The sequence below is a fragment of the Algisphaera agarilytica genome (assembly GCF_014207595.1).
In the GTDB taxonomy this organism is placed as follows: Bacteria; Planctomycetota; Phycisphaerae; order Phycisphaerales; family Phycisphaeraceae; genus Algisphaera; species Algisphaera agarilytica.
Window position 1 is genome coordinate 3,135,147 of record NZ_JACHGY010000001.1, and the last position, 21,118, is coordinate 3,156,264.

At 64.3% G+C, this 21,118-nt stretch carries 19 protein-coding genes and 2 tRNA genes; 8 read left to right on the forward strand and 13 right to left on the reverse strand.

All coding sequences use genetic code 11. From position 1 onward, the window contains the following. Window positions 1–56: 56 nt before the first annotated feature. The 4 genes from HNQ40_RS13510 to HNQ40_RS13525 all read right to left on the reverse strand — a co-directional run bounded on the left by HNQ40_RS13510 (window position 57) and on the right by HNQ40_RS13525 (window position 4,505). Window positions 57–1,016, reverse strand: coding sequence for a PhoH family protein (locus tag HNQ40_RS13510; protein WP_246403245.1), 960 nt, complete (start codon window positions 1,014–1,016; stop codon window positions 57–59). A gap of 87 nt (window positions 1,017–1,103) precedes the next feature. Continuing rightward, the gene (locus tag HNQ40_RS13515) at window positions 1,104–2,615 is read right to left on the reverse strand and encodes a hypothetical protein (RefSeq protein WP_184678353.1); all 1,512 of its coding nucleotides are present in this window, start codon (window positions 2,613–2,615) and stop codon (window positions 1,104–1,106) included. A gap of 83 nt (window positions 2,616–2,698) precedes the next feature. Further along, window positions 2,699–3,349 carry a hypothetical protein gene (locus tag HNQ40_RS13520; RefSeq protein WP_184678354.1) on the reverse strand — a complete coding sequence of 217 codons (651 nt, stop codon included), beginning with the start codon at window positions 3,347–3,349 and terminating at the stop codon, window positions 2,699–2,701. Between the two features lie 124 nt (window positions 3,350–3,473). Beyond that, window positions 3,474–4,505 carry a polysaccharide biosynthesis/export family protein gene (locus tag HNQ40_RS13525; RefSeq protein ID WP_184678355.1) on the reverse strand — a complete coding sequence of 344 codons (1,032 nt, stop codon included), beginning with the start codon at window positions 4,503–4,505 and terminating at the stop codon, window positions 3,474–3,476. A gap of 231 nt (window positions 4,506–4,736) precedes the next feature. Between HNQ40_RS13525 and HNQ40_RS13530 the strand changes: the two genes are divergently transcribed. Beyond that, window positions 4,737–4,810: transfer RNA gene (locus HNQ40_RS13530), tRNA-Arg, on the forward strand. A 37-nt stretch (window positions 4,811–4,847) separates the two neighbouring features. Here the strand turns inward: HNQ40_RS13530 and HNQ40_RS13535 are convergent. After that, window positions 4,848–5,636 carry a bestrophin-like domain gene (locus HNQ40_RS13535; protein ID WP_184678356.1) on the reverse strand — a complete coding sequence of 263 codons (789 nt, stop codon included), beginning with the start codon at window positions 5,634–5,636 and terminating at the stop codon, window positions 4,848–4,850. 166 nt (window positions 5,637–5,802) lie between these two features. Then, the gene (locus tag HNQ40_RS13540) at window positions 5,803–6,690 is read right to left on the reverse strand and encodes a carbon-nitrogen hydrolase (protein WP_184678357.1); all 888 of its coding nucleotides are present in this window, start codon (window positions 6,688–6,690) and stop codon (window positions 5,803–5,805) included. Window positions 6,691–6,748: 58 nt separating this feature from the next. On the opposite strand from HNQ40_RS13540, the gene HNQ40_RS13545 reads away from it, so the two are divergent. Together HNQ40_RS13545 and HNQ40_RS13550 are read left to right on the forward strand one after the other, a co-directional pair. Continuing rightward, on the forward strand, window positions 6,749–7,681 hold the full coding sequence (locus HNQ40_RS13545; RefSeq protein ID WP_184678358.1) for a protein-disulfide reductase DsbD domain-containing protein: 933 nt from the start codon (window positions 6,749–6,751) through the stop codon (window positions 7,679–7,681). A gap of 27 nt (window positions 7,682–7,708) precedes the next feature. After that, entirely contained in the window at window positions 7,709–8,341 is a 633-nt protein-coding gene (locus tag HNQ40_RS13550; RefSeq protein WP_184678359.1) for a thioredoxin family protein, read from the forward strand. 50 nt (window positions 8,342–8,391) lie between these two features. Here the strand turns inward: HNQ40_RS13550 and HNQ40_RS13555 are convergent, their stop codons facing one another. The 4 genes from HNQ40_RS13555 to HNQ40_RS13570 all read right to left on the reverse strand — a co-directional run bounded on the left by HNQ40_RS13555 (window position 8,392) and on the right by HNQ40_RS13570 (window position 13,497). Beyond that, window positions 8,392–9,792, reverse strand: a complete 1,401-nt coding sequence (locus HNQ40_RS13555) for an anthranilate synthase component I family protein (protein WP_184678360.1) — start codon at window positions 9,790–9,792, stop codon at window positions 8,392–8,394. A 453-nt stretch (window positions 9,793–10,245) separates the two neighbouring features. After that, a complete protein-coding gene (locus HNQ40_RS13560) occupies window positions 10,246–11,280 on the reverse strand; it encodes an ABC transporter ATP-binding protein (RefSeq protein WP_184678361.1) in 1,035 nt (344 codons plus the stop codon). Window positions 11,281–11,290: 10 nt separating this feature from the next. Then, window positions 11,291–12,250 (reverse strand): heme o synthase, encoded by a 960-nt coding sequence (gene cyoE / locus HNQ40_RS13565; protein ID WP_184678362.1) that lies wholly within the window; start codon window positions 12,248–12,250, stop codon window positions 11,291–11,293. Beyond that, complete coding sequence (locus HNQ40_RS13570) at window positions 12,247–13,497, reverse strand: COX15/CtaA family protein (protein ID WP_184678363.1); 1,251 nt, start codon at window positions 13,495–13,497, stop codon at window positions 12,247–12,249. Before HNQ40_RS13570 ends, cyoE begins: the two co-directional genes overlap by 4 nt. 291 nt (window positions 13,498–13,788) lie before the next feature. Between HNQ40_RS13570 and HNQ40_RS13575 the strand changes: the two genes are divergently transcribed. Together HNQ40_RS13575 and cimA are read left to right on the forward strand one after the other, a co-directional pair. Further along, window positions 13,789–15,081 (forward strand): glycoside hydrolase family 88 protein, encoded by a 1,293-nt coding sequence (locus tag HNQ40_RS13575; RefSeq protein ID WP_184678364.1) that lies wholly within the window; start codon window positions 13,789–13,791, stop codon window positions 15,079–15,081. 211 nt (window positions 15,082–15,292) lie between these two features. Continuing rightward, window positions 15,293–16,930, forward strand: coding sequence for a citramalate synthase (gene cimA, locus HNQ40_RS13580; protein WP_184678365.1), 1,638 nt, complete (start codon window positions 15,293–15,295; stop codon window positions 16,928–16,930). A gap of 53 nt (window positions 16,931–16,983) precedes the next feature. Here cimA and HNQ40_RS13585 read toward each other — a convergent pair whose 3' ends face one another. Together HNQ40_RS13585 and HNQ40_RS13590 are read right to left on the reverse strand one after the other, a co-directional pair. Then, the gene (locus tag HNQ40_RS13585; protein ID WP_184678366.1) at window positions 16,984–17,346 is read right to left on the reverse strand and encodes a PilZ domain-containing protein; all 363 of its coding nucleotides are present in this window, start codon (window positions 17,344–17,346) and stop codon (window positions 16,984–16,986) included. A 188-nt stretch (window positions 17,347–17,534) separates the two neighbouring features. After that, window positions 17,535–17,608: transfer RNA gene (locus HNQ40_RS13590), tRNA-Arg, on the reverse strand. Window positions 17,609–17,701: 93 nt separating this feature from the next. On the opposite strand from HNQ40_RS13590, the gene larE reads away from it, so the two are divergent. From larE to HNQ40_RS13605, 3 genes are all read left to right on the forward strand, one after another. Next, a complete protein-coding gene (gene larE, locus HNQ40_RS13595) occupies window positions 17,702–18,568 on the forward strand; it encodes an ATP-dependent sacrificial sulfur transferase LarE (RefSeq protein ID WP_184678367.1) in 867 nt (288 codons plus the stop codon). Window positions 18,569–18,652: 84 nt separating this feature from the next. Beyond that, complete coding sequence (locus HNQ40_RS13600; RefSeq protein WP_184678368.1) at window positions 18,653–19,189, forward strand: UvrB/UvrC motif-containing protein; 537 nt, start codon at window positions 18,653–18,655, stop codon at window positions 19,187–19,189. A 3-nt stretch (window positions 19,190–19,192) separates the two neighbouring features. After that, window positions 19,193–20,254 (forward strand): protein arginine kinase, encoded by a 1,062-nt coding sequence (locus tag HNQ40_RS13605; RefSeq protein WP_184678369.1) that lies wholly within the window; start codon window positions 19,193–19,195, stop codon window positions 20,252–20,254. Here the strand turns inward: HNQ40_RS13605 and HNQ40_RS13610 are convergent. Further along, complete coding sequence (locus HNQ40_RS13610) at window positions 20,251–21,096, reverse strand: hypothetical protein (protein ID WP_184678370.1); 846 nt, start codon at window positions 21,094–21,096, stop codon at window positions 20,251–20,253. The genes HNQ40_RS13605 and HNQ40_RS13610 overlap by 4 nt on opposite strands. Between the last annotated feature and the right edge of the window lie 22 nt (window positions 21,097–21,118).

Genomic DNA, 21,118 nt, shown 5'->3' on the forward strand with positions numbered 1-21,118 from the left:
CTTAGCCCGAGAAGGCCGGGCCGCTAAGCCGCAAGCGGCTTCAAAGGAGTTCGGGGCTAGTCCTTCACGTTTTCGTACGCCTCGACGATCCGCTGGACCAGGCTGTGGCGGACGATGTCCTTGCCGTCGAGGGTGCAGAAGGCCACGCCCTTGATGCGTTTGAGTCGGTGGGCGGCGTCGATGAGGCCCGAGTCGCGGGGGTCGTCCAGGTCGATCTGCGACGCGTCGCCGGTGACAACCATCTTGCCGCCGTGGCCCAAGCGGGTGAGGAACATCATCATCTGGCTGCGGGTCGTGTTCTGGGCCTCGTCGAGGATGATCAAGGCGTCGTTGAGCGTCCGGCCGCGCATGAAGGCGAGTGGAACGATCTCGATCAGGTCGTGGGCCATGAAACGCTCGATGTGTTCGAACTCCATCATGTCGTGCAGCGCATCGAGTAGCGGGCGGAGGTACGGGTTGACCTTGTCCTGCATCGTGCCGGGCAGAAAGCCGAGTTTCTCCCCGGCTTCGACGGCTGGGCGGACCAGCACGAGCTTGCGCACCTGACCCGACTTGAGCATCGACACCGCAGCGGCCACGGCGAGGTACGTCTTGCCCGTGCCCGCCGGGCCGATGCAGAACGTCAGGTCGTGGTGGTGCAGCGCTTCGAGGTAGGCCATCTGCCCGGGCGTCTTGGCGCGGATGCGCTTGCCGGGGAGGTAGACCTCCATGGTGTCGGGCGTGGAGGGCGGGACGTTGACCGTGGGCCCGGCGGGCGAGGGGTTGGTTAGCGCCGCGGTCGAGACGGTTTCGAGCAGTTGCTCCCGGCTCATGGGTTTGTTTGCCCGGGCGGCTTCCTGCAAACGCTCAAGCACCACGGCCGCCTGGCCCACGGCCCGCGTTTCACCGGTGAGGCGCAGCGAGCCGTTGCGCGCGGTGAGGCTGACGCCGAGCGCTTCTCGGATGATCTTGAGGTTGCGTTCAGCCGGGCCGGTGATGGCCATGCGCTGATCTTGGTCGGGCAGTTGGATGGTCATTTCCACGGGGGGAATCTTTCGTCAAACAAGTAGACGTCGGGCAACGCGGTGGTGCGTCGCCCGGCGTGGGGTAGTCGGAAGATGAGGTTAGTCGAGCGAGATGCCCCAGACCTCGGCGAGTTCCTCGCGGGTGGTCGGAACGATGCGGAGGCCCTGCGGGGTGACGCGCTCGATGAGTTTACGGTCGGCGTCGTAGACGCTGCGGACGGGGCTGAGGCTGCTGTTGGGCCGGTCGAGCACGACCAGGGTGCCGTCGTCCTGGGGCAGGACTTCAACAGTACGCAGCCCGGGCTTGCCCGCCTCGGCGTGGTAGGCCGAGAAGCAGTACACGGCCGGCTCGGCGGGCAGCATGCCCCCGAGCGCCCACACCTGCAGTTGAGACAGGTAGCTGCGGTCGGGCGCGACCCACTGCTGGTTCTCATCGACCTTTCCCCGGATATTGTTCGAAGTCTGCTTGCCGGTGAAACGCTCGTGGGATTCGATCTGTTGGACCGCCTGGGAACTCGGCGGGGTTTCGGTGATCACGGTCACCACGTTGACGCTACGCGGGACCATGTTGCCGTGGATGTCGCGGCGGGTGACTTTTTGGGTGCCGCGGATGCCGATCTGCACCCACGTCAGCGCTTGGCTGGCGGAGCGGTTGGCCAGCCCGGCTTTTTTCTTAACCGGGCGAAGGGTGGTCTTGGTTTCCCAGAACTCGCGCTGGTTGTCGTCGTGGGCGTAGTACACCGAGCGGGAGTCGAGCGCTTGGGTTTCGTTGAGGTGGTCGCGTCGATCGATGACCGCCAGGGTGCCCGGGGCTTCCTGTTGGAACCGTTTGAGGTCTGCGGGCTCACGGCTGGATCGGACATGCACGTGCCCGACGTCTTTGCCTTTTTGGATCACGCGGTACCACTGGTCTTGCGGGAGGGCCTTGGCCCAGTCCTCGGGCCGGGTGCTTTGGAGCCAGGTGTTGGCTCGCTCGACCAGTTCCTCGCGGGCCGCATCAAGTTCGCTGCCCAACGGGATGTGCAGGGAGTCCAGCACGGCTTCGAAGGCGTCCTGGCCGATCTGCTGGTTCTCTCGCGTGGCGGTGAGTTTGATGATCGCCGCGGCGTGGGGTTCGAGCATGACGATGGCTTGGCCGTAGAACCAAGACACCTGATCTTCTTTTTTGATGTTGAGCCAGTCGGGCTTGTCCTGCTGATCGAGCTCGAAGTACATGCGGACCGCGGGGCGGTCGGCGATGCGTTCGGGCACCGGGGGCTTGTCGCTAGGGTTGCCCTCGGCGTCGAGCAACCGTGGGGTGGCCTGTGCGAAACCCATCTGCACCATGGCGCTGGAGGTCATGGTTTCGAGGTCGACCGGTTGTTCGGTGCGGACGATCTCGAAGGAGACCGAGAAACCCCGTGGGTCGATCCAGGTCACCGCCTTGCCTTCGACCTGAGCGGTGGCCGGGGGCGGGGTCAACGAGACGCCGTAGCCCATCTCCGACCAGCGGAGGGCGTCCTGGCTATGAGATGGGGTGGCCAGCCACGAGAGCGCGAACAGGACCACCGCGGAGGCCAGCACCCGAGTTGTCGGCGTGGGAAAGAAACTATGGTTTGGGCGAAAAGACATAAGCGACATTGTAGCCTGCCCCGCCCCGCAACCGTGCCTGGTTGGCGTCGCTCAAGCGGGCGGCGCGGCGACCTTTGAGGCGGTCAAGAACCCGATTCGTACGCGAACCCGTTGAGCAGCCGCCGGAGCTGGTCCATGTGAAGCAGTTCCAGGTCGCGGTGCCAGTGCTCGGCGGCGACCTGATCGGTGAGCTGAAACACCCAGAAGTTCTGCTCGTCAGGCGAGAGCATGCGGACCGCGTGCAGCTGCGGCGGCGTCTGGCCCAGAGCGAGCCGTTGGGTCGAGAAGATCACGTCCGTGGAGTCGCCCATCTCGGTATCGCTCCGATCGTAGCGGTACCAAGGCGAATCGGGTTGCAGGATGGGTCGGCTGCCCGCGACCAGCTGCGGCACAACCATGTTGCCCAGCACGATCCCGGGATCGGCCTGCTGCGTCGAGGCAAACCGAATAACACGCAACCGCTGCGAAGGATAAGACTGGTTGGTAAACGTCCACTGCAACACGGGGTTGTCTTCCTGGGCAACCGTCGATTCCAGCTCCCACGCCGCGGGCAGCGTGAGCGTCGCCCCGGCGACCGACACCGTCGGGGCCATCGGCACCGTCGGCGGAGTCAGCGGCGCCCCGGTCATGGCCCACGCCAGCGCCAACGACCCGCCCAGCAGCGACAGCATCACCGCAGCGATGACGGCGGAGCGTAAAACCGGCGACGGGATGATCGAGTCTTTGGGCGGCATCACTTCATCGTATCGGCCCGGTGTCCGCGCAACAAAAAACGCCGACGCCCATGCAGGCGTCGGCGTTGACCCTCTCCGTCGTGGCAGGCCGATTAAGCCAACCACGCCCGAGGTATGTCCCCGGTCATGGCCCCCAGAACCGCACGCCTTCCGGCGATGCGTCTTCTCCCGCTCCGCCCCGTTGGACGTCGGCCGTGGTGTACACGGTCGGCGTGGTGTGCGGCGATGGTTCTTCCTGGGCCGAGGTATGAATCAAGTGAGTACGTGGGTAAAACACCACTTGTGATCGACTACGCTCGAGCTCGGCCTGGCGCTCTTTCTCTTCCCAGGCAGCTAACCAAGCAGCGTCGGCCTCGCGGGTTTCCTGGAGCTGATGAGCCAGCTCGGCCAGGGCTTCACGCAACGCGACGAGCTCCTCGAGCGTTTGCGCATCGGTGCGATGGATGTTTTCGACCACGGCCGGTTCGGGCTCGGGCAGCTCGACGCTGCTCATCACCGCGACTTCACGAGGCGCGGGTTCGGGCTGCGGGGCCGATTGTGGTGTTCCGCCGAACAGCTGCTGGAAGGTCAGCCCGATGGAGCCGAGTGCGGTGGGGGGGACGAATACGATGTCGCCCTCCGCGAGCACGACGTCGAGCGTGGTGTCGCCACCGCGCACCATCGCGTCGAGGTCCACGGTCATCTGGCGGCGGAACTCGCCGTCCGGGCTGGGCCGCAGCACCTGAACGTTGCGCACATCCGCCCGCAGGTTTGGCTTCGCGGCGGCGACGACTTCCAACACGCTATTCGTGCCGTGGTACGCCTGCCCGCCGGTGGATTCGACCTGCCCGAAAACGAAGACTTTCTGGCTGGCGAAGGTCTGGACGCGGACCGCGAGGCTGTGGATGCCGTCGGTGGTCTGCGCGATCTCGTTGAGCGTCTCGGTGATTTCGGTGGTGGTTTGCCCGGCCGCCTGGACGATGCCGAAGCCCTTGAGCCGCAGCTTGCCGTCCGGGCCGAGCGTTTGGACGATCTCTTCCACGCCGCGATCGGACATGACCGTCACGACGAGTTCGTCGGGCACGCCCACGGTGTAGTCCTGGCCGACGACGGTGGGACGCGGCTCCTGGACAAACGCGGAGAAATCGGTGTGTTGCGTCGGCTGGCATCCCAGCATCCACAACACCCCAACCACGAGGCCACAGACTGTATAAGCACGGCTCGACATATATCGTTTACATCGACCCAACCCCGACCCCACTTAACCCGCCTGGGCCGGTCCTGCGGATTAGGAAATGCTCGGGAGAAGCATGCTGCACCGGCAGAAGCGTCTGATAAAAGTGGGTCTTCTGGAGGGTGGTGCTGATCCACCGGATCGCCTCGCGGTTGATACAATGCTCCGCCTCGCGGGTCTGTAGCTCAATTGGATAGAGCACCGGTCTTCGGAACCGACGGTTGGAGGTTCGAATCCTCCCAGGCCCATTGCCATTCCGGGCCCAACTTGCATGAACGATTGACGCTAGTCAGCGTCGGGGGGTGCCTTAGCTTCGGCGGATTCCGCGGGGATTTTGTTCTGTTCATACAACTCAAACAGGATCCGGTCGGCTCTATCGACGCGGATAAGGCCTTCGCGTGGTGCATTGAGGTCGACGATCACATGCAGCAGGATGCCAATGGCGATCGTGAAGGCGAGTTTGTGGAGCAGTAGGGGGTTGCCTCGCTTGGTCATGGCGTAGCCTGCGACCAGAGCGACCAACAAAGACAAGCCAATCAATGTGCCCAGGACCATGGGGGGCAGGCCGACATCGCCGCGGGTGCGTCGCAAGGTGGTCAGGTCGGACCATTCGTTGAGCGGTGCCAAAATAAACACAGTGAGAGCGGGCTGATCGGTGCGCTTCACCGCTGCCACCGCGTTGTCCCAGGCTTCCTGCTGCAGGCTCAACGCTTCGCTCTCGATCGCGACCAGATGTTCTTGGATCGGCCCCTGTACAGGGCGGTCGATTAATCCGATCCACTCACGCATAGGCGCACGCACGGCTTCACGGTCTTCTTCGGGCAGGATGTCGAGGCGGTCCCAGGCTGTGCCAAACGCATTCGCGTGGTGAACGATCAGTTCGCGGCGCTCGTCGAAACGCTGGGCAGACGTTGTAAACGTGAAAGCGATGATCAGGCCAAACACGGCAAAGACGACCCCGGAGGCCGGTGGCGCATCTGATGAGGAAGCATTGCGGGCTAACCATCCCCCGAGTTCGAGCAGCGCATACAGGCCGATGATGAACAGGAGGTTGGTCAGAAGGAGATTGGGCATTTCAAACTTCTCTTCAGAAATTCAAATGGCTAAGACCTCAACAGAGCATGGAAAAGAAGACGAGCTCCGATGTGACAGCTCTGATGCTAATGGATCGACGCGCCACCGGCTAGGTTTATGAACGGTTCCGTTATCAATCCACGGGCGAAAGCCGGGCGTGGCTAGGTCAGCTTCCCCATTGCGCGGAAAGCCCGCCGTAGGCGTCGGTGCGCCGGTCCCGGAAGAAGAGGTTCCATTCCCGCCGGGATTTTTCGACCTGGGACAAGTCGAGTTCGGCGGTGAGGATTTCGGGTTGGTCGGTCGACGCCTGGGCGATGACACGGCCCATGGGGTCGGCGATGAAGCTGCTGCCCCAGAAGGTGTTGACGCCCTCGGTGCCGATGCGGTTGGGCACGGCGACAAAGACGCCGTTGGCGATGGCGTGGGAGCGCTGGATGGTTTTCCAGGCGTCGAGCTGCGCGGCGTGGTCTTCCGCGGAGTCCTCGGCGTGCCAGCCGATGGCGGTCGGGTAGAGCAGGACCTGGGCCCCCTGCATCGCGGTGAGCCGGGCGGCTTCGGGGAACCACTGGTCCCAGCAAACGAGCATGCCGACCTCGCCGAGCGTCTGGTCGTCCGAGGCTGTGAGCGGGTGTGACCGGAAGCCGAGGTCGCCGGGGGTGAAGTAGTACTTCTCGAGGTAGCTCGGGTCGTCGGGGATGTGCATCTTGCGATACTTGCCTGCGATCTGACCGGCCGGGTCGAGCAGGACCGACGTGTTGTGGTACAGCCCCGGGGCGCGGCGTTCGAACAACGACGCGGAGATCCAGACACCAAGCTCCTTGGCGAGGTCGGCCAGGTGCTGCGTGGTCGGGCCGGGGATCGGCTCGGCGAGATCGAAGGCGGCGGGGTCTTCCTCGACGCAGAAGTACAGGCTCTTGAACAACTCCTGCGTGACAATCAGCTTAGCGCCCCGCGACGCGGCGTCGCGGATCATGTCGGTGGCGACGGCGAGGTTCTTCGCCGGATCGTCGACACAAGCGTGTTGGAGCAGGGCCAGGCGGAGTGGGGCAGACATCCCGACAGAATAGACGGAATCCGTTTGCATGTCCTTGATTCGCCGAAGGACTGCGCTAGTGTTCATTATCAAGCTCGGCATTCGGGAAACAGTCATGCTGCGGACCCTGACATCTCGGATTCTTGCTCTTCTGACGGCTGCCTTGCTGGTGGAATCGGCGTCCGCTCAACTGCTTTCGCTCACCGCGGTTCGTGACGGCCGGGTCGAAGCGGAGTTGATTGCGGAGCACACCGCGGTGGTTCCGGGTGAGACGGCCCGGGTGGGGCTGCGTCTGAAGATGGACGAAGGGTGGCACACCTATTGGAAGAACCCCGGAGATTCGGGGATGGCGACTTCGATCGAGTGGCAACTGCCCGAGGGGGTGACGGCGGAAGACATCGACTGGCCCGCCCCGCACTATTACGAGGTCGGGGGCCTGGCGAGCTACGGCTACGAGGGCGAGATCGTCTTGCCGGTTGTCATCCACGTGCCAGCAGATTTCAAGGGCGAGCGTGTTCGGTTGCGTGCGTCGGCGGATTGGCTGGTTTGTAAAGAAGCGTGCGAGCCAGGCGCGGCGAATCTGTTTTTGAATCTGCTGATTACCGAGGCGGGCGGGGCAGAAATAAACACCCAAGCCAAGCAGTTGTTTGCGTGGGCGGATTCCCGGACGGGTATGGCCGTGATTTCTGAAGACGGTGAAGCCGAGGTTACCGCAACGGGAGACACTTACCGGTTGAGGTTGCCTTCGCCGGAGTTTCAGGGATTTGCCGCGCAAGGCGGGGATGTGCGCTTCTTTCCCGAGGACCCGAAACCGATCGCGATGTCCGCGACGCAGGTGGTCGAGTTCAGCCGTGACGAAGAATTAACGCTTTTGCTGGAAAGAAATCCGACCGCGGCAGAACCCGTCGACAGGTTGGCGGGCGTGCTGGCTTGGCACAACCCAGAAGACATGAACGACACACGGTTTTTCCGAGTTGATTTACCGGTGCGCAACGTTGCGCAGAGCCAATAAACGAACACTACTTTCAGGAGCAAGACTATGAAACCCATCGCATGGTTCGGATTGACAGGGATCGTCGCGGCACTGGCCATCATGATGATGCCCGTGGCGTCGGTGGCTGCAAAGGGCGGCGTGGCCACGGGCGAGCAGGCCCCGGCGTTTACGCTGACCGACTCCAACGGCGTTGAACACTCGCTCGAAGATTTTGCGGGCAAGACCGTGGTGCTCGAGTGGACCAACCAGCAGTGCCCGTTTGTTAAAAAGTTCTACGGCCAAGGCCACATGCAGGCTTGGCAGGAAGCCTACACCACCCAAGACGACGTGATCTGGCTGACGATCTGCTCCTCGGCCCCCGGTAAGCAAGGCCACCTGACCGCCGAGGGCTGGAACACTGAGGTCGCCGAAAAGGGCATCAACTCGACCGCCGTTCTGCTCGACGAAGACGGCACGGTCGGCAAGGCCTACGCCGCCAAGACCACCCCGCACATTTACGTCATCGATGGCGAGGGCGTGCTCCGCTACCAGGGCGCGATCGACAGCGTCCGGTCCACCCGAACCAGCGACATCGATGGAGCAACGAACTACCTGGCCGACGCGGTGGATGCGTTGCTGGCCGGCAGCGAAGTGGCGGAACACACCACCCAGCCCTATGGCTGCGGCGTGAAGTATTAAGCATCCTTGACCTGAACTCCTAACCCACGCTCATGCTCCGGTGTCCGCCCTTAACGGGGTTGAGATGCCTGGGGCGTGGGCGGTTTTTTTAGCGCTTGTAGCATCGCCTGGGCTTTGTGAAGCGTTTCGTCGTATTCCTCGGCGGGGTCGGAGTCGGCGACGATGCCGCCGCCCACCGAGAAGTGCAAACGCTTCGCTTCGCGGTCGATGAGCAGGGTGCGGATGGCGATGTTGAGCCGGGCGGTGGGGCGGTCCTGTTTCTGCTGGGCGTAGCCGATCGCGCCGCAGTAGGGGCCGCGGGCGACGGGTTCGAGTTCATCGATGATCTGCATCGCCCGGACCTTGGGGGCGCCGGTGATCGATCCGCCGGGGAAGGTCGCGCGGAGCAGGTGGCGGAGCGATCGGCTCTCGTGGAGTTGTCCGGTGACGGTGGCGACGCCGTGGTGGACGGTGGGGTGAGACTCGACGGTGCGCGGCTGGGTGACGCGGACGCTGCCGTAGTCGCAGACCCGGCCGAGGTCGTTGCGCAGCAGGTCGATGATCATGTTGAGCTCGGCGGTGTCTTTCTCGGCGTCGCGCAGCTCGTTGGGGTCGACGTCGGCGGGGCGGGTGCCCTTGATCGGCCGGGTGGTGACGCGGCCATCGTCGTCGAGTTGGAGGAACAGCTCCGGCGAGGTCGAGCAGGCCACGCGACGCGGCGGATGGCCGTCGGGTTCGAGCAGTTCGAGGTACGCGCCGTACCACGCCGGTGACGCCTGAGCGAGTTGCAGGAACACGCCACGCGTCGAGCCCTCGAACTCGGCGGTGAACCGCTGGGCGAGGTTGACCTGGAACACATCCCCCGCGGCGATGTATTCGAGACCGCGCTGCACCGCGGCTTCGTGATCTGCCCGGGCAAGGTCGGGCCGGGGCTGCGAAGACTCGAACGCGAGGGCGTCGGGTGCGATCGATGAGGACGAGAGGTCCGGCAGCGACTCGGGGTTGGGCCCGACGGCCTGCCAGGTCTCGTCGCTGTGGTCGTAGACCAAAAAGTTCGGGCAGCGCTGGAACTGCATATCCGGCCAACCGTGGTCTGCGGCGGCGTTGTGGGGCAGGGCTTCGATGGCGTGGGCCAGTTCGTAGCCCAGATGGCCGACGTAGAGCGAGGCGTCCCGGGTCAGGGCGGCGTCCAGATCGCCAAACGGATCGTGTTTCAGCGGGGCGGGTTGAGATGGGCCTTCGCCGATCCAGGCGCTCTGCCGGTCGCGGTGGACCATGGCCCCAACGGGCTCGGCGAGAAGGGAGTACCGCGACCATTGCGCGTCGAACCGCCCGGAGTGGAGCATCACCACGGGCCGCTGAGCGGGCCAGCGACGCAGCGCTTCGAGGGGGTTGAAGGAATAGGGCAGCGGTCGGCCGTGCGGGAACATCCGGGGATGATAAGCCCCGCGGCGTTGCGCGGTGTGGTTCATCTGAAAAGTGGTGGTGGAGTTCCGGTGGGAAGGCCGTGGGCCGGAACGAGGCGGGCTCACCGCGTGTCCGACGGGCGGAGACGCTATCAATGGGATATGTGGATGTAGGACTTTCTCCAAACCGCCCCGTGTTCGCGCGTCGGCAGGTTCGCACGGTGAGCCAACCTCGATTGTCAAAGAGCACCCTGCCGGCGACGCGCGTCAATGACGCCACGACAGGCCGTCCGGCCCGGAAAACCCGAAATCCCCTCGCTCTCACCCTGCTGCGACACACTCGGAAGAATACGGCTAGAACTACGCCGTTCCGTGTTGCATTGACGCCTGACCCAAACCGTGCGTCGCGAACAGTAGCTTAACCAAAGCCCCCGGCAGAAGCCAGAATAAACCATCTAAAATAGGGTTTTTGCGCGTTTCGATCCGGTGGTTGATCGTAAAGCGTGCGGCAGGTTTGTCTTAGGAAGATGGGGTTTGAGTCAGCCGCAGGTACGCGTCTTCCAGCGTCGGCTGACCCACCGAAATCCGCCGGACGCCGCCGGGCAGTTGCTCGGCGATCCGAGCCACGATCGCGGGGCCGTCTTCGTGTTCGAAGCGGATGGTGTCCTGGATGACGGCCGGTTCTTTGCCCGGGGCCCAGGGGCCGAATGCCGCATCGATCTGGTCGCGGATGGTTCCGAGCTGGTCGGGGTGCAGCGGCTCGACGCTGATGACATGAGAGCCGAGCGAGGCCTTGAGTTCCCCGGGCGTGGAGACCGTGAGCACCTGGCCGGAAGCGAGGACGGCCAGGCGGTCGGCGTGCTCGGCCTCGTCCATGAGGTGGGTGGTCCAGGCGATAGTCAGGTCGTGGCGCTGGCGTAGGTCCGCGAGGTGGTCCCACAGCTCGCGTCGGGCCGCGGGGTCGAGCCCGGTGGCGGGTTCATCCATGAGCAGCAGGCGGGGGCGGTGCAGCAGGGCCTTGGCGATCTCGAGCTTGCGTTTCATGCCGCCGGAGAAGGTCTCGACGGCGTCGTGCATGCGGGGGGTGAGGTCGAAGCGGGCCAGGGCTTCGTCGATGCGTGGGGTGGATTCGAGGCGGGGCAGGCCGTGGAGCCGGGCCTGGCAGTCGAGGTTTTCGCGGGCGGTGAGCTTGATGTCGAGGCTGGGCGATTGGAAGACAACACCGAGCATGCGGCGGGCCGCGGCGGGGTTGGCCAGCACGTCCTGCCCGAAGAGTTGCACCGCGCCGGGTTGTGTGGCGCTGGGCTGAAGGAGCGTGGCGAGGATGCGGAAGGTGGTGGTCTTGCCGCCGCCGTTGGGACCCAGCAGGGCAAACGCCTCGCCGGGTTGGATCGACAGCGAGAGGTCGCTGACCGCGTCGCGTGAGGCTTTGGGGTATCGGTGGGTCAGGCCCGTGAGTTGCACCGCGGGCGTAGCTTGGGGCTCGGCGGATGCGGCCGGTGGGGCGTTGACGTCGAGATCGGGGGCGGCGGTGGCGATGGGGATCGATTCCAAGGGAGACGGGTCAGCGGGCGTCGATCATGATGACCGCGAGCACGACCGGCAGGTAGATCAACGAAGCGAAAAACACCCGGCGGGCCGAGGTCAGTCCGGGACGCATCGCCCACTGGATCGACAGCCCCAGGAACACCAGCCCGGACAGCAGCGCGACGCTGAATGAGATCCATCCCGCGAAGCCGAGAAACGTCGGAGCCAAACCGGCCGGCAGCAGCACCAGGCAGGTCAGGATCGAGTTGCGGAACGATGACCGACCCGAGGGGTCACGCACTGCGTGCATCGCCAGGTCGGCCGCGGCGTAGTCCTTGCGGTACATGTAGCCGATCGCCAGGAAGTGGGGCACCTGCCACAACGCCATGATCAGGAAGATGATCCACGCAGCGGCGGCGTCCGGGGTGAAGAGGCTGCCGGTGACCGCGGCGTAGCCGATGACCGGTGGCAACGCCCCGGGCACCGCGCCGACGTACAGCGAGATCGGCGAGACGCGTTTGAGCGGGGTGTAGATCAGTGCGTAGCTGAGGATCGTGAACGCGGCGACGCCCGAAGCCAGCGGCGTGCCGAACATGCACAGCATCGCCTGCCCGGCCAGCATGAGGCTGGTGCCCAACGCCAACGCCTCGCCCATGGGCAGACGCTTGGCGGCGAGGGGCCGTTTGGCGGTGCGGGGCATCATCGCGTCGGTGCGGTGTTCGTAGGCCTGGTTGTAGACGCTGGCGGCCATGCATGAGAGTGCGGTGCCTCCGAGCGTGCCGATGAGCATCAGCCAGGTCCACGAGTGCCCGCTGCGGACTGCGAGGGCGAAGCCGATCGCCGTGGTGATGACCACCATGCGGGTGATGCTGGGCTTGACCAGGGTTTTGTAGTCGGCCCAGCGGTCACGCAGCGTGTAGGCCCGGGGCGCAGCGGCGTCGGTCGTCGTGGATGACGGCAGCGAGGCGGCGGGTTCGGGCGGGGGGACGGAGCTCACGCGTGGACGGTCTGGGGCTGTGGGTCTTGGGCGGGTGAGGGCGCTTGGTCTCGCGTCAGCGCCGGATCGGCGTCGAGATTCGGCGAAGACTTGCGGAAGATCTCGGTGGTGGCGTCGCCCGCGGCGACCGGGATATTGGCCGGTCGGCTGGAGGCGGGGGGCACCAGGTGCAGCCGGACAGTCATCCACGTCGCGGTGGCGAAGAGGATCGCGCCCACGGATTGGTGTGACGTGGCCAGTGTGTAGTGCTCGCCGGAGAGCACGGTCATCACGCCCAACCCGACCTGCAGCAACAGGAAAATGGCAAACAGCGTGGCGGGCAGCAGCACAGCCATCTGTCCGGGGTAGCTGCGCCAGACCCAGGCGGCGAAGCCGATACCGATGATGAACAGAGCGTAGGCCCCGAGTCGGTGGGTGAAGTGCAGGTGGACCTGCCAGGTTTCGTAGGTTCCCGGCAGCACCTCGCCGGTCTCGGCATCGACACGCAGGGGCGCGAAGCGCTCGGCCCGCTCGTCGTCGGGCACGGCCGCGACCGCGGCATCGATGTCGGGTTGGCTCATCGGCGGCATGACTTGGCCGTAGTGGAACGGCCAGTCCGGGATCGCCAGGGCCGACTGGCTGTGACGCACCGCCGAGCCCAGCATGAGTTGAACCAGGAGCCCGGCCAACAGCAGCAGCGGGGCGATCCGCAGCGTGCGCCGGTGGCGTTCTTCATCGCTGTCGGTCGGTCGGCTCATCCAGAACCGGCTCACCGCCGTGGCCATCAGCACCGTGAGGCAGAAGAAGATCTGCCCCGTGACGCCGTGGATCCCCGCGAGGAAGATCGAGACCTCATCGACCCGGAGGATGCCCATGATGCCCTGCAGGATCACGAAGGCCAGCAGGCCCCAGGCCAGGCCCTTGACCCACCGGCGGCGGCGTTGGGTGAACATCACCGCGACGAGCACCGCGATGGTCAGGCTGCCCACGACGTAGCCCTTGAGCCGGTGCGAGTGCTCTAGGCGGGTGCCCTCGTCGTACCACCACGTTTCGAGCGGGGCGATCAGGGACCACACGCCGAAGGTCGTGAACCCGTCGGGCACGGCCATCCCGGCGTCTTTGCTGGTCACGTGGCCGCCGATCGCAATCAACACAAAGGTTGCTGCAACAAGGAGTAACGCCAGGACGTGGACCCATCGGCGATAGGGCGGGTACAGCGGCTGCTCGGGCGCCGTCGCCGGATCAGGATTCGGAGCTGTGGTGTTCATGCGGCATCAGTATAGGGAGGCCGCGGCACAAAGCGAGGCGAGTTTGAAGAGGACTTTTTCGGGCGAAATCGGGGCGATGAGTCGGCTGCGACGCGGGAGCTAGCTCCGATCATCCGGCCCTGCCTTGTGGCATGAACATGGCCGATTCATAATGATGAAAAGTCTTCGGTGCCCGGCGGTTTGCAGATCGCGGTGCCGGTGCATGTCGCAAGTATCGATCGAGATGCTTTCTGGGAGGTCGTTGGATTGAATAACCCACTTCGAATCACGTCAGCTGTTTTAATTGGTGCTTTGTCCTTAGGTGCAACCGCCCAAGGGATCGACGTCGATGCGGTGTTTACCACGATCGACCAGCGCGTGACCGCCATGGCTGCTGAAGCCACCGCCGCCTCGGCGGGCAGTTCCACGATGTACCCCAACTCGTACATCGCGGGTGATTCTGGTTGGACCCACCGCGAAGTCGGCGGATGGACCACCGGTTTCTACCCCGGCATCTTGTGGAAGATGTACGAGCAGACCGGCAAGAGTGAATACAAAACACAGGCCGAGTCGTGGACCATGGCGCTCATCGGGCTCGAGTCCGACGACGCGGTGACGCAGACCTACCTTGATGCGTTCAACTTCCGCCCGTCCGATCACGACATCGGCTTCGTCTTCAACACCGCGTTCGGCAACGCGTACCGGATCACCGGCGAAGAGCGTTACAAAGCGGTCCTCAACGAAGCCGCCGAGCGCCTCGACAACCGATTCGACCCGAGCTACCAGGCGATCAAGTCCTGGGACTGGGGCACGTGGAACGAGGTGGTGATCATCGACAATATGATCAACCTCGAATTGTTGTGGGACGTCGCGGCGGAGGGCGGGCCGTCGAGCTACGCCGACCACGCACTGGCCCACGCCCAGACCACGGCCGAGTACCACGTCCGCAACGACGGCACGACCTATCACACCGTCGAGTTCGGCTTCCCCACGCCCCAGGCGGGCACCTACCAGGGCTACGAAGACGAATCGACCTGGGCCCGCGGGCAGGCTTGGGGGATCTACGGCTTCACGATGGCCTACCGCGAAGCGATCTCGGCTTCGGTCAGTACGTCGGAGGCCGACGCCTTACTCGACATCGCCACCGATTTGGCGGATTACTTCCTCGCCAACCTGCCCGATGACAACGTGCCGTTCTGGGATTTTGAGCTCTTTCTCGGCGACCCCGATCTGTTTGATAAGGACACCTCCGCCGCGGCCATCACCGCCTCGGCCCTGATCGAGTTGTCGCAGCTGGTCGACGACCCCGACGAAGAGCAGCGGTACTTCGAAGCCGCTGAAGACATCCTCGAAGCGTTGCTTTCGGCGACGTATTTCGCCGCCGACGCCACCGGCGAATCGCGTCTGCTGCTGCACGGCGTCGGCGCCCACCCCGACGCGGTCGCCAACGGACAATACGACGACGAGACGCTGATCTACGGCGAGTACTACCTGATCGAAGCGCTGCAGCGTTACCAGGCGGTGCCCGAACCCGCGGGTTTGCTGACGCTCGGGCTGGTCGTTCCCGTGCTGATGCGTCGGCGTGTCGCGCCAACTTCACTCTAGACACCAAGACCCCGATCGATATACTCACCGCATGAGCTTTGCCGCCCCACAGTCCGAGATTACGATTTCGATTATCGAGGACAACCTCCGGTAGGGCGGCTGATCGTGCATCCACATGAATCGAACCGACCCTGCCGATGGCAGGGTTTTTTTATGCCCCGAATCCGTATCTGATACCCTGTTCGCCCCTCGCCGCCCCTTGGAAACCCCCATGGCCAGCCCCGAAAACAACCGCCGAATCGAAATCTACGACACCACCCTCCGTGACGGCACCCAGGGTGTGGGCGTCTCGCTCACGCTGACCGACAAGCTGGCGATTACCCAACTGCTCGATGAGATGGGCGTGGACTTCGTAGAGGGCGGCTACCCGCTGTCCAACCCCAAGGATGTGGCCTACTTCGAAGAAGTCCAGAAGCTCGAACTCAAGCACACCCGCGTCTGCGCCTTCGGCATGACCCGCCGCAAGGGCATCGACCCGGCCGACGACCAGGGCATGCAGGCGCTGGTCAACTCCGGGGCCCCGATCATCACGATCGTGGGCAAGACCTGGGACCTGCATGTCGACGAGGTCCTGCGGATCAGTCGGGAGGAAAACCTGGCGATGATCCGCGACTCGGTGGCGTTTTGCCGGTCCGCGGACAGCGTGCAGGAGGTGTTCTACGACGCCGAGCACTTCTTCGACGGCTACCGGGCCAACCCCGAATACGCCCGCCAGACGCTGCAGGCCGCGATAGACGGCGGCGCGACCCGCCTGGTGCTCTGCGACACCAACGGCGGCTCGATGACCGACTGGGTCACCCAGGTCATGGCCGAACTGAAAGAGAAACTCGCGGTCGATGCCGACACCTCGGCCGAGTCGCTGCCCAGCCTCGCGATTCACTGCCACAACGACGCGGGCCTTGCGGTCGCCAACTCCCAGGCCGCCGTGGCCGCCGGGGCGGTGCAGGTCCAGGGCACGATCAACGGCATCGGCGAACGCTGCGGCAACGTTGACCTCCTCACCGTCATCGCCAACCTCAAACTCAAGCTCGGCTACGACTGCCTGATCGACGGTGCGGTTGCTCGTCTTGGCGAGTTGTCCGACGCGGTTTACGAAAAGGCCGCGGTCGAGCCCAACGACGGCCAGCCCTATGTTGGCGACAACGCCTTCGCCCACAAGGGCGGCATGCACGTCCACGCCGTCCAACGCATCGCCCACAGCTACGAACACGTCGAGCCCGAGTCCGTCGGCAACCAGCGGCGCATCCTCGTCTCCGAGTTGTCCGGCCGCAGCAACATCGCCGCCACCCTCGGCCAAAAGTTCGGCGACGCGGTCACCCCCGAGGTCCAGACCAACCTGCTCACCAAGGTCCAGGACCTCGAACACCGCGGCTACCAGTTCGAACACGCCCCGGCCAGCCTCGAGCTGCTCATGTACGAAGCTATCGGCCAGCGCCCGTCCTTCTGGGTGCGCGACCACTACCGCTGCGTGATCCTCGGCGTCCCCGAAGAGCCCACGCAGACCGAGGCGATCGTCAAGCTCACTGTCGGCGACGAGGTCGAGCACCGCGTGGCCGAGGGCGACGGCCCGGTCAACGCGCTCGACGCGGCGCTGCGTAAAGCGCTGCGAGCGCACTACCCGCAGATCGATGAATTGACGCTGACCGACTACGCCGTCCGCGTGGTCAACCCGACGGCCCAGTCCGCGGCCAAGGTCCGCGCCACCGCCGAGTTCGAGGCCCGCGGGGTGGACGGCAACCTGCGTCGCTTCAGCACCATCGGCGTAGACGAGAACATCGTCGACGCGAGTTGGCAGGCCCTGTCGGATGCGATCCAGTACTACCTGATCGAAGTCGGCGCAGAAAAATAAACGCCATCAGAAAGTAAGCGGGGTTTGAGTTGTGGGGTGCCTCGATCCCGGGCTTACGCGGCCACCCAAGCGCGGGGGCTGTAGTCCGGGCTGGCCTGGGCCATGAGTTGGCTCAGGCGTTTCTGGTCGGCCTCGGCGAGATCGACGAACTCCACGCCGATCTCGTGGCGACGCAGCCCCATGGGCTGGATGCGGATCACCCGGGCTTGCAGTTGCAGCGGTTCGGGGCGGGTATCCACCTGGAGGGTGATCATCTGCCCGACCTCAACCGGCCGATCGCCTTTGCGGAAGATGCAGGCACCCGACACCGAGATATCCAGCACCTGTCCCAAGGGACTGTCGAAGTTGTGCAACTTCTGACGCCGGTGTCGGCGTTGCTTGCTGGAGCGTTGGGCTGGTTCGGGTGTGCGGTCCATCAATCAGGCCCCCAATCGGGAGTGCGGTGATCACAACACCTTCTTATCGACCGGAATTCATTGGGGATTACAGCGAATCCGTAAACTCAGGCCAAAGCCTGAACTGCGGAGGCGGTTGATTCCTCGGATCGCTTGGTTATCGGAGGTGGGCCGGAAGGGTTGCCCGGGTGGGGGCAAGAAGGGGGGAATGAACTCGGCAGGGCTCGAACCTGCAACCTGCGGCTCCGTAAACCGCTGCTCTATCCAATTGAGCTACGAGTCCAGTTTGGACGCCGCCAGGCACCTGGGTGTTTGGCGGGGGATCGAGAAGGATAACACCCGGATGCCGACATTTCAACCGCGTACAATACCCGTGGTGACGCAGCTGCTTTCTCAATCCGAACCCGCCGAGGCGTGGCCCGACGACCCCCGGGTGGACCGGCTGCTGGAGGTATTCCGTCAACGCCAGGGGCTAACGGTGATGACCGCTTTCAGCGGGGGCATCGACTCGACCCTCGTGGCGGCGGCGGCCCGCCGGGTGCTCGGCCGTGACGCGGCCCCCGCGGCGGTGGGCGATTCTCGGTCGCTGCCTCGGCGTGAACTGCAGGAAGTCCGCCAGCTCGCCGAGCAGCTCGACCTGAAACTCCTCGAGGTCCAGCCCGGCGAACAGCTCGACCCCGACTATCAGAAAAACGCGGGCGATCGCTGCTACTTCTGCAAGACCCACCTCTACAACACGCTCCAGCAGACCGCACGCACGCTGGGGATCACCGCCATCGCCAACGGCACGAACCTCGACGACCAGGGCGACCACCGCCCGGGGCTGAAGGCCGCGGACGAGGCGGACGTGATCTCGCCGCTGGTCGAAGCAAAGCTGAACAAACAGGACGTGCGCGACGTGGCCCGGCTCCTGGGCCTGCCCAACTGGGACAAGCCCGCCGCGGCCTGCCTGGCCAGCCGATTGCCCTACGGCACGCCGGTGACCGCCGAGCGGTTGGAGCAGGTCGAGCAAGCGGAGAACACCCTGGCCGACCTGGGCTTCACGGGGTTCCGGGTACGGCACCACGAAGAAGTCGCCCGCCTCGAGATCCCGCTCGACCAGTTCGCCCGGCTGTCCGAGTCCGGCATGCGGGAGCGCGTCGTCGACGGGCTCAAGGCGGCGGGTTACACCTATATCAGCCTCGACCTCGAGGGGTTCCGCAGCGGCAGCGGCAACGTGACGCTGACCGTGGGCGAATCCTGAGGCGGGTTACGCGAAAAACCCATTGAACGCTTCCCCGGTTGGGCCTAGCATTGCATCTTCCATGGTTCCTGCGAGCAACCTGTTTTGAAAAACAAATGCGACAAATGCAATCGCCCGGCGACCCACCACTCGGTGGAGATCAGCAAGGAAGGCGAAAAGGTGGCGATCAACCTCTGCGACGCCTGTGCCGCCGAGGAGGGCCTGACCATGAAGTCGGCCCACGCGCCCATCAACGAGCTGCTGACCAACTTCGTCAAGCTCCACTCCGGGGGCGCGTCCGGCGAGGGTGAATCGGGCAAGTCCGGGGAGGGCGGTTCGCCCAAAGACACCGCGTGTGAAAACTGCGGGACCACGTTCGCCGACTTCCGGGAGAACAGCCTGCTGGGCTGCCCCATGTGCTACAAGACCTTCGAGCAGCCGCTGAGCCCGCTGCTCGAACGCGCCCACGAAGGCGGCACCCACCACATCGGCAAGGTCCCCCGGCGCGCGGGTGTCGGCGAGCAGCGCCAGATGGCGATGCAGCGGCTCCGGCGTCAGCTCGACGACGCGGTGATGGCGGAAGACTACGAACTCGCGGCACGGCTGCGTGACGACATCCAGCAGATGGAAGGGGAACGCTGAGCCATGACGCTCCGCAACATCACCGAGCACGCTGGGGAATGGTTACGCGGCGCGGGTCCGCAGTCGGATGTCGTGATCTCCAGCCGTATCCGTCTGGCACGCAACCTCGCGGGCTTCCCCTTCGTCGGCCACGCCAACCGGCGGCAGCGCTACGAGATTCTTGAGGCCTGCCGGTCGCACATCACCAACAAGCGACTGGGTGACAACATCATCTGGGTCCAGCTCGCCGACGCGATGCCCACCGACCGCCAGCTCCTGGTTGAACGCCACCTCATCTCACGTCAGCACGGCTCGTCCAAAAACGAGATCCCGCGCGGCGTCGCGGTCGGCGGCGACGAGACCTTCGCCATCATGGTCAACGAGGAAGACCACCTGCGCATCCAAGTGTTGCGTAGCGGCATGCAGCTGACCGAGGCCTTCGAGCAGATCAATCGCATCGACGACATCCTCGAAGAACGTCTGGAGTACGCCTACTCCCGCCGGTTCGGTTACCTCGCCGCCTGCCCGACCAACGTCGGCACCGGCATCCGCGTCAGCGTCATGATGCACCTGCCCGCGCTCAAGCTCACGGGTGAGATCGACAAGGTCAAGCGTGCCGCCCGCGACATGCACCTCGCGGTCCGCGGCCTCTTCGGCGAAGGTAGCGAAGCCCAGGGCGACCTCTACCAGGTCTCCAACCAGACCACGCTCGGCAAGACCGAGCAGGAAATCCTGGCCGACTTCGAACACACCGTCGTCCCGCAGATTATCGCCTACGAACAGCAGGCCCGGCAGGCGTTGCTGCGTCAACGCGAAGACCAGCTCGACGACAAGATATGGCGAGCCTGGGCGCTACTCACCCACGCCCGGGTCATCGGCACCGAAGAAGTCCTGCAACTGCTCAGCCACGTGCGCCTCGGCGTCAACCTCGGCCGCCTCGACACCGTCGATATCCGCACGATCAATGAACTCTTCCTGCTCACTCAGCCCGCCCACTTGCAGAGAATCACCGGCAGCGAAATGGACCCCGCGACCCGGCGCGTGGCCCGGGCACGGCTGATTCGTCAGCGGCTAGGAGTTCGCTAGTACTGCCAGAGCCAACCGGTGGATGCTCCGTACTGGCCGATGCCTTCGACTTGGTATCGATCGTCAAGCCAAACTAGGGTTACAAACTGCCCCCGTTTTCGTCGACGGTCGCTATCCAAAAGATAAACCTCTGGTTCTTTGAGAGAACCCTCGATTTTCCAGACCGGTCGGTTGGGTTCGACCTTTTCGCCGGGCATAACAATCTCGAGCTTCCGATCGCCGTGCCCGCTGTGAGTGGTGGTGCTTGGCATCTGGGGTGAGGTACGCATCAAATCGATGAGTGCAATCAGTCTGTCGTGGGGGAAATTATCGACCGGGGTGATGGGTAGCGTGTTTAGGTCAACGGATTCGAGCCCTGAAGTAGGCGTTGAAGAGTCTGCTGGTTTAACCCACAGGTAAGGATGCACCTGGCTTGGCATGGGTTCTTCGAATTTGGCCATCACGACAGACAGTTCTTCATCCACCGCCTCGGTCCGCATGACCACGAACTCGCCCCCGTACATTCGCCCTTCGATTGGCTCGGGCGGCATGTAGACCTCGGCGTAGTAGCGTGTGAGGTCATGTTTCGAGTTTGCGCGTAGGTAAATGAACCAAACGTCTTGATCGTTAAGCCCGTAATCTTGGATGCGTTGCTCGATCAGCTTGAGCGTCTTGTCTGACACGCTGCCGCCGTATCGGTTGGGCGAGTCGATGATATGGGCGTGTTCGATCGAGAACTCGGTCGGCACCTCTGCGTTGATGGTTGATCGCTGGCAGCCAAACAGTCCTACCAAAAACAGGGCAAATGAAAAGGCCGCCAGGCGCCCGAGCTTGAGCGTGTGTTTCGGAAGTGGTTTGTTCATACCCCTTAGTTTAGTGGTGGGG

Coding starts and splice junctions, on each gene's coding strand:
- HNQ40_RS13510 (WP_246403245.1), bottom strand. CDS start 1,016: ATGACCATCCAACTGCCCGACCAAGATCAGCGCATGGCCATCACCGGC.
- HNQ40_RS13605 (WP_184678369.1), top strand. CDS start 19,193: ATGACGCTCCGCAACATCACCGAGCACGCTGGGGAATGGTTACGCGGC.
- HNQ40_RS13515 (WP_184678353.1), bottom strand. CDS start 2,615: ATGTCTTTTCGCCCAAACCATAGTTTCTTTCCCACGCCGACAACTCGG.
- HNQ40_RS13525 (WP_184678355.1), bottom strand. CDS start 4,505: ATGCTGGGATGCCAGCCGACGCAACACACCGATTTCTCCGCGTTTGTC.
- HNQ40_RS13555 (WP_184678360.1), bottom strand. CDS start 9,792: ATGAACCACACCGCGCAACGCCGCGGGGCTTATCATCCCCGGATGTTC.
- cimA (WP_184678365.1), top strand. CDS start 15,293: ATGGCCAGCCCCGAAAACAACCGCCGAATCGAAATCTACGACACCACC.
- HNQ40_RS13610 (WP_184678370.1), bottom strand. CDS start 21,096: ATGAACAAACCACTTCCGAAACACACGCTCAAGCTCGGGCGCCTGGCG.
- HNQ40_RS13585 (WP_184678366.1), bottom strand. CDS start 17,346: ATGGACCGCACACCCGAACCAGCCCAACGCTCCAGCAAGCAACGCCGA.
- HNQ40_RS13540 (WP_184678357.1), bottom strand. CDS start 6,690: ATGTCTGCCCCACTCCGCCTGGCCCTGCTCCAACACGCTTGTGTCGAC.
- HNQ40_RS13570 (WP_184678363.1), bottom strand. CDS start 13,497: ATGAACACCACAGCTCCGAATCCTGATCCGGCGACGGCGCCCGAGCAG.
- HNQ40_RS13550 (WP_184678359.1), top strand. CDS start 7,709: ATGAAACCCATCGCATGGTTCGGATTGACAGGGATCGTCGCGGCACTG.
- HNQ40_RS13535 (WP_184678356.1), bottom strand. CDS start 5,636: ATGCCCAATCTCCTTCTGACCAACCTCCTGTTCATCATCGGCCTGTAT.
- HNQ40_RS13520 (WP_184678354.1), bottom strand. CDS start 3,349: ATGCCGCCCAAAGACTCGATCATCCCGTCGCCGGTTTTACGCTCCGCC.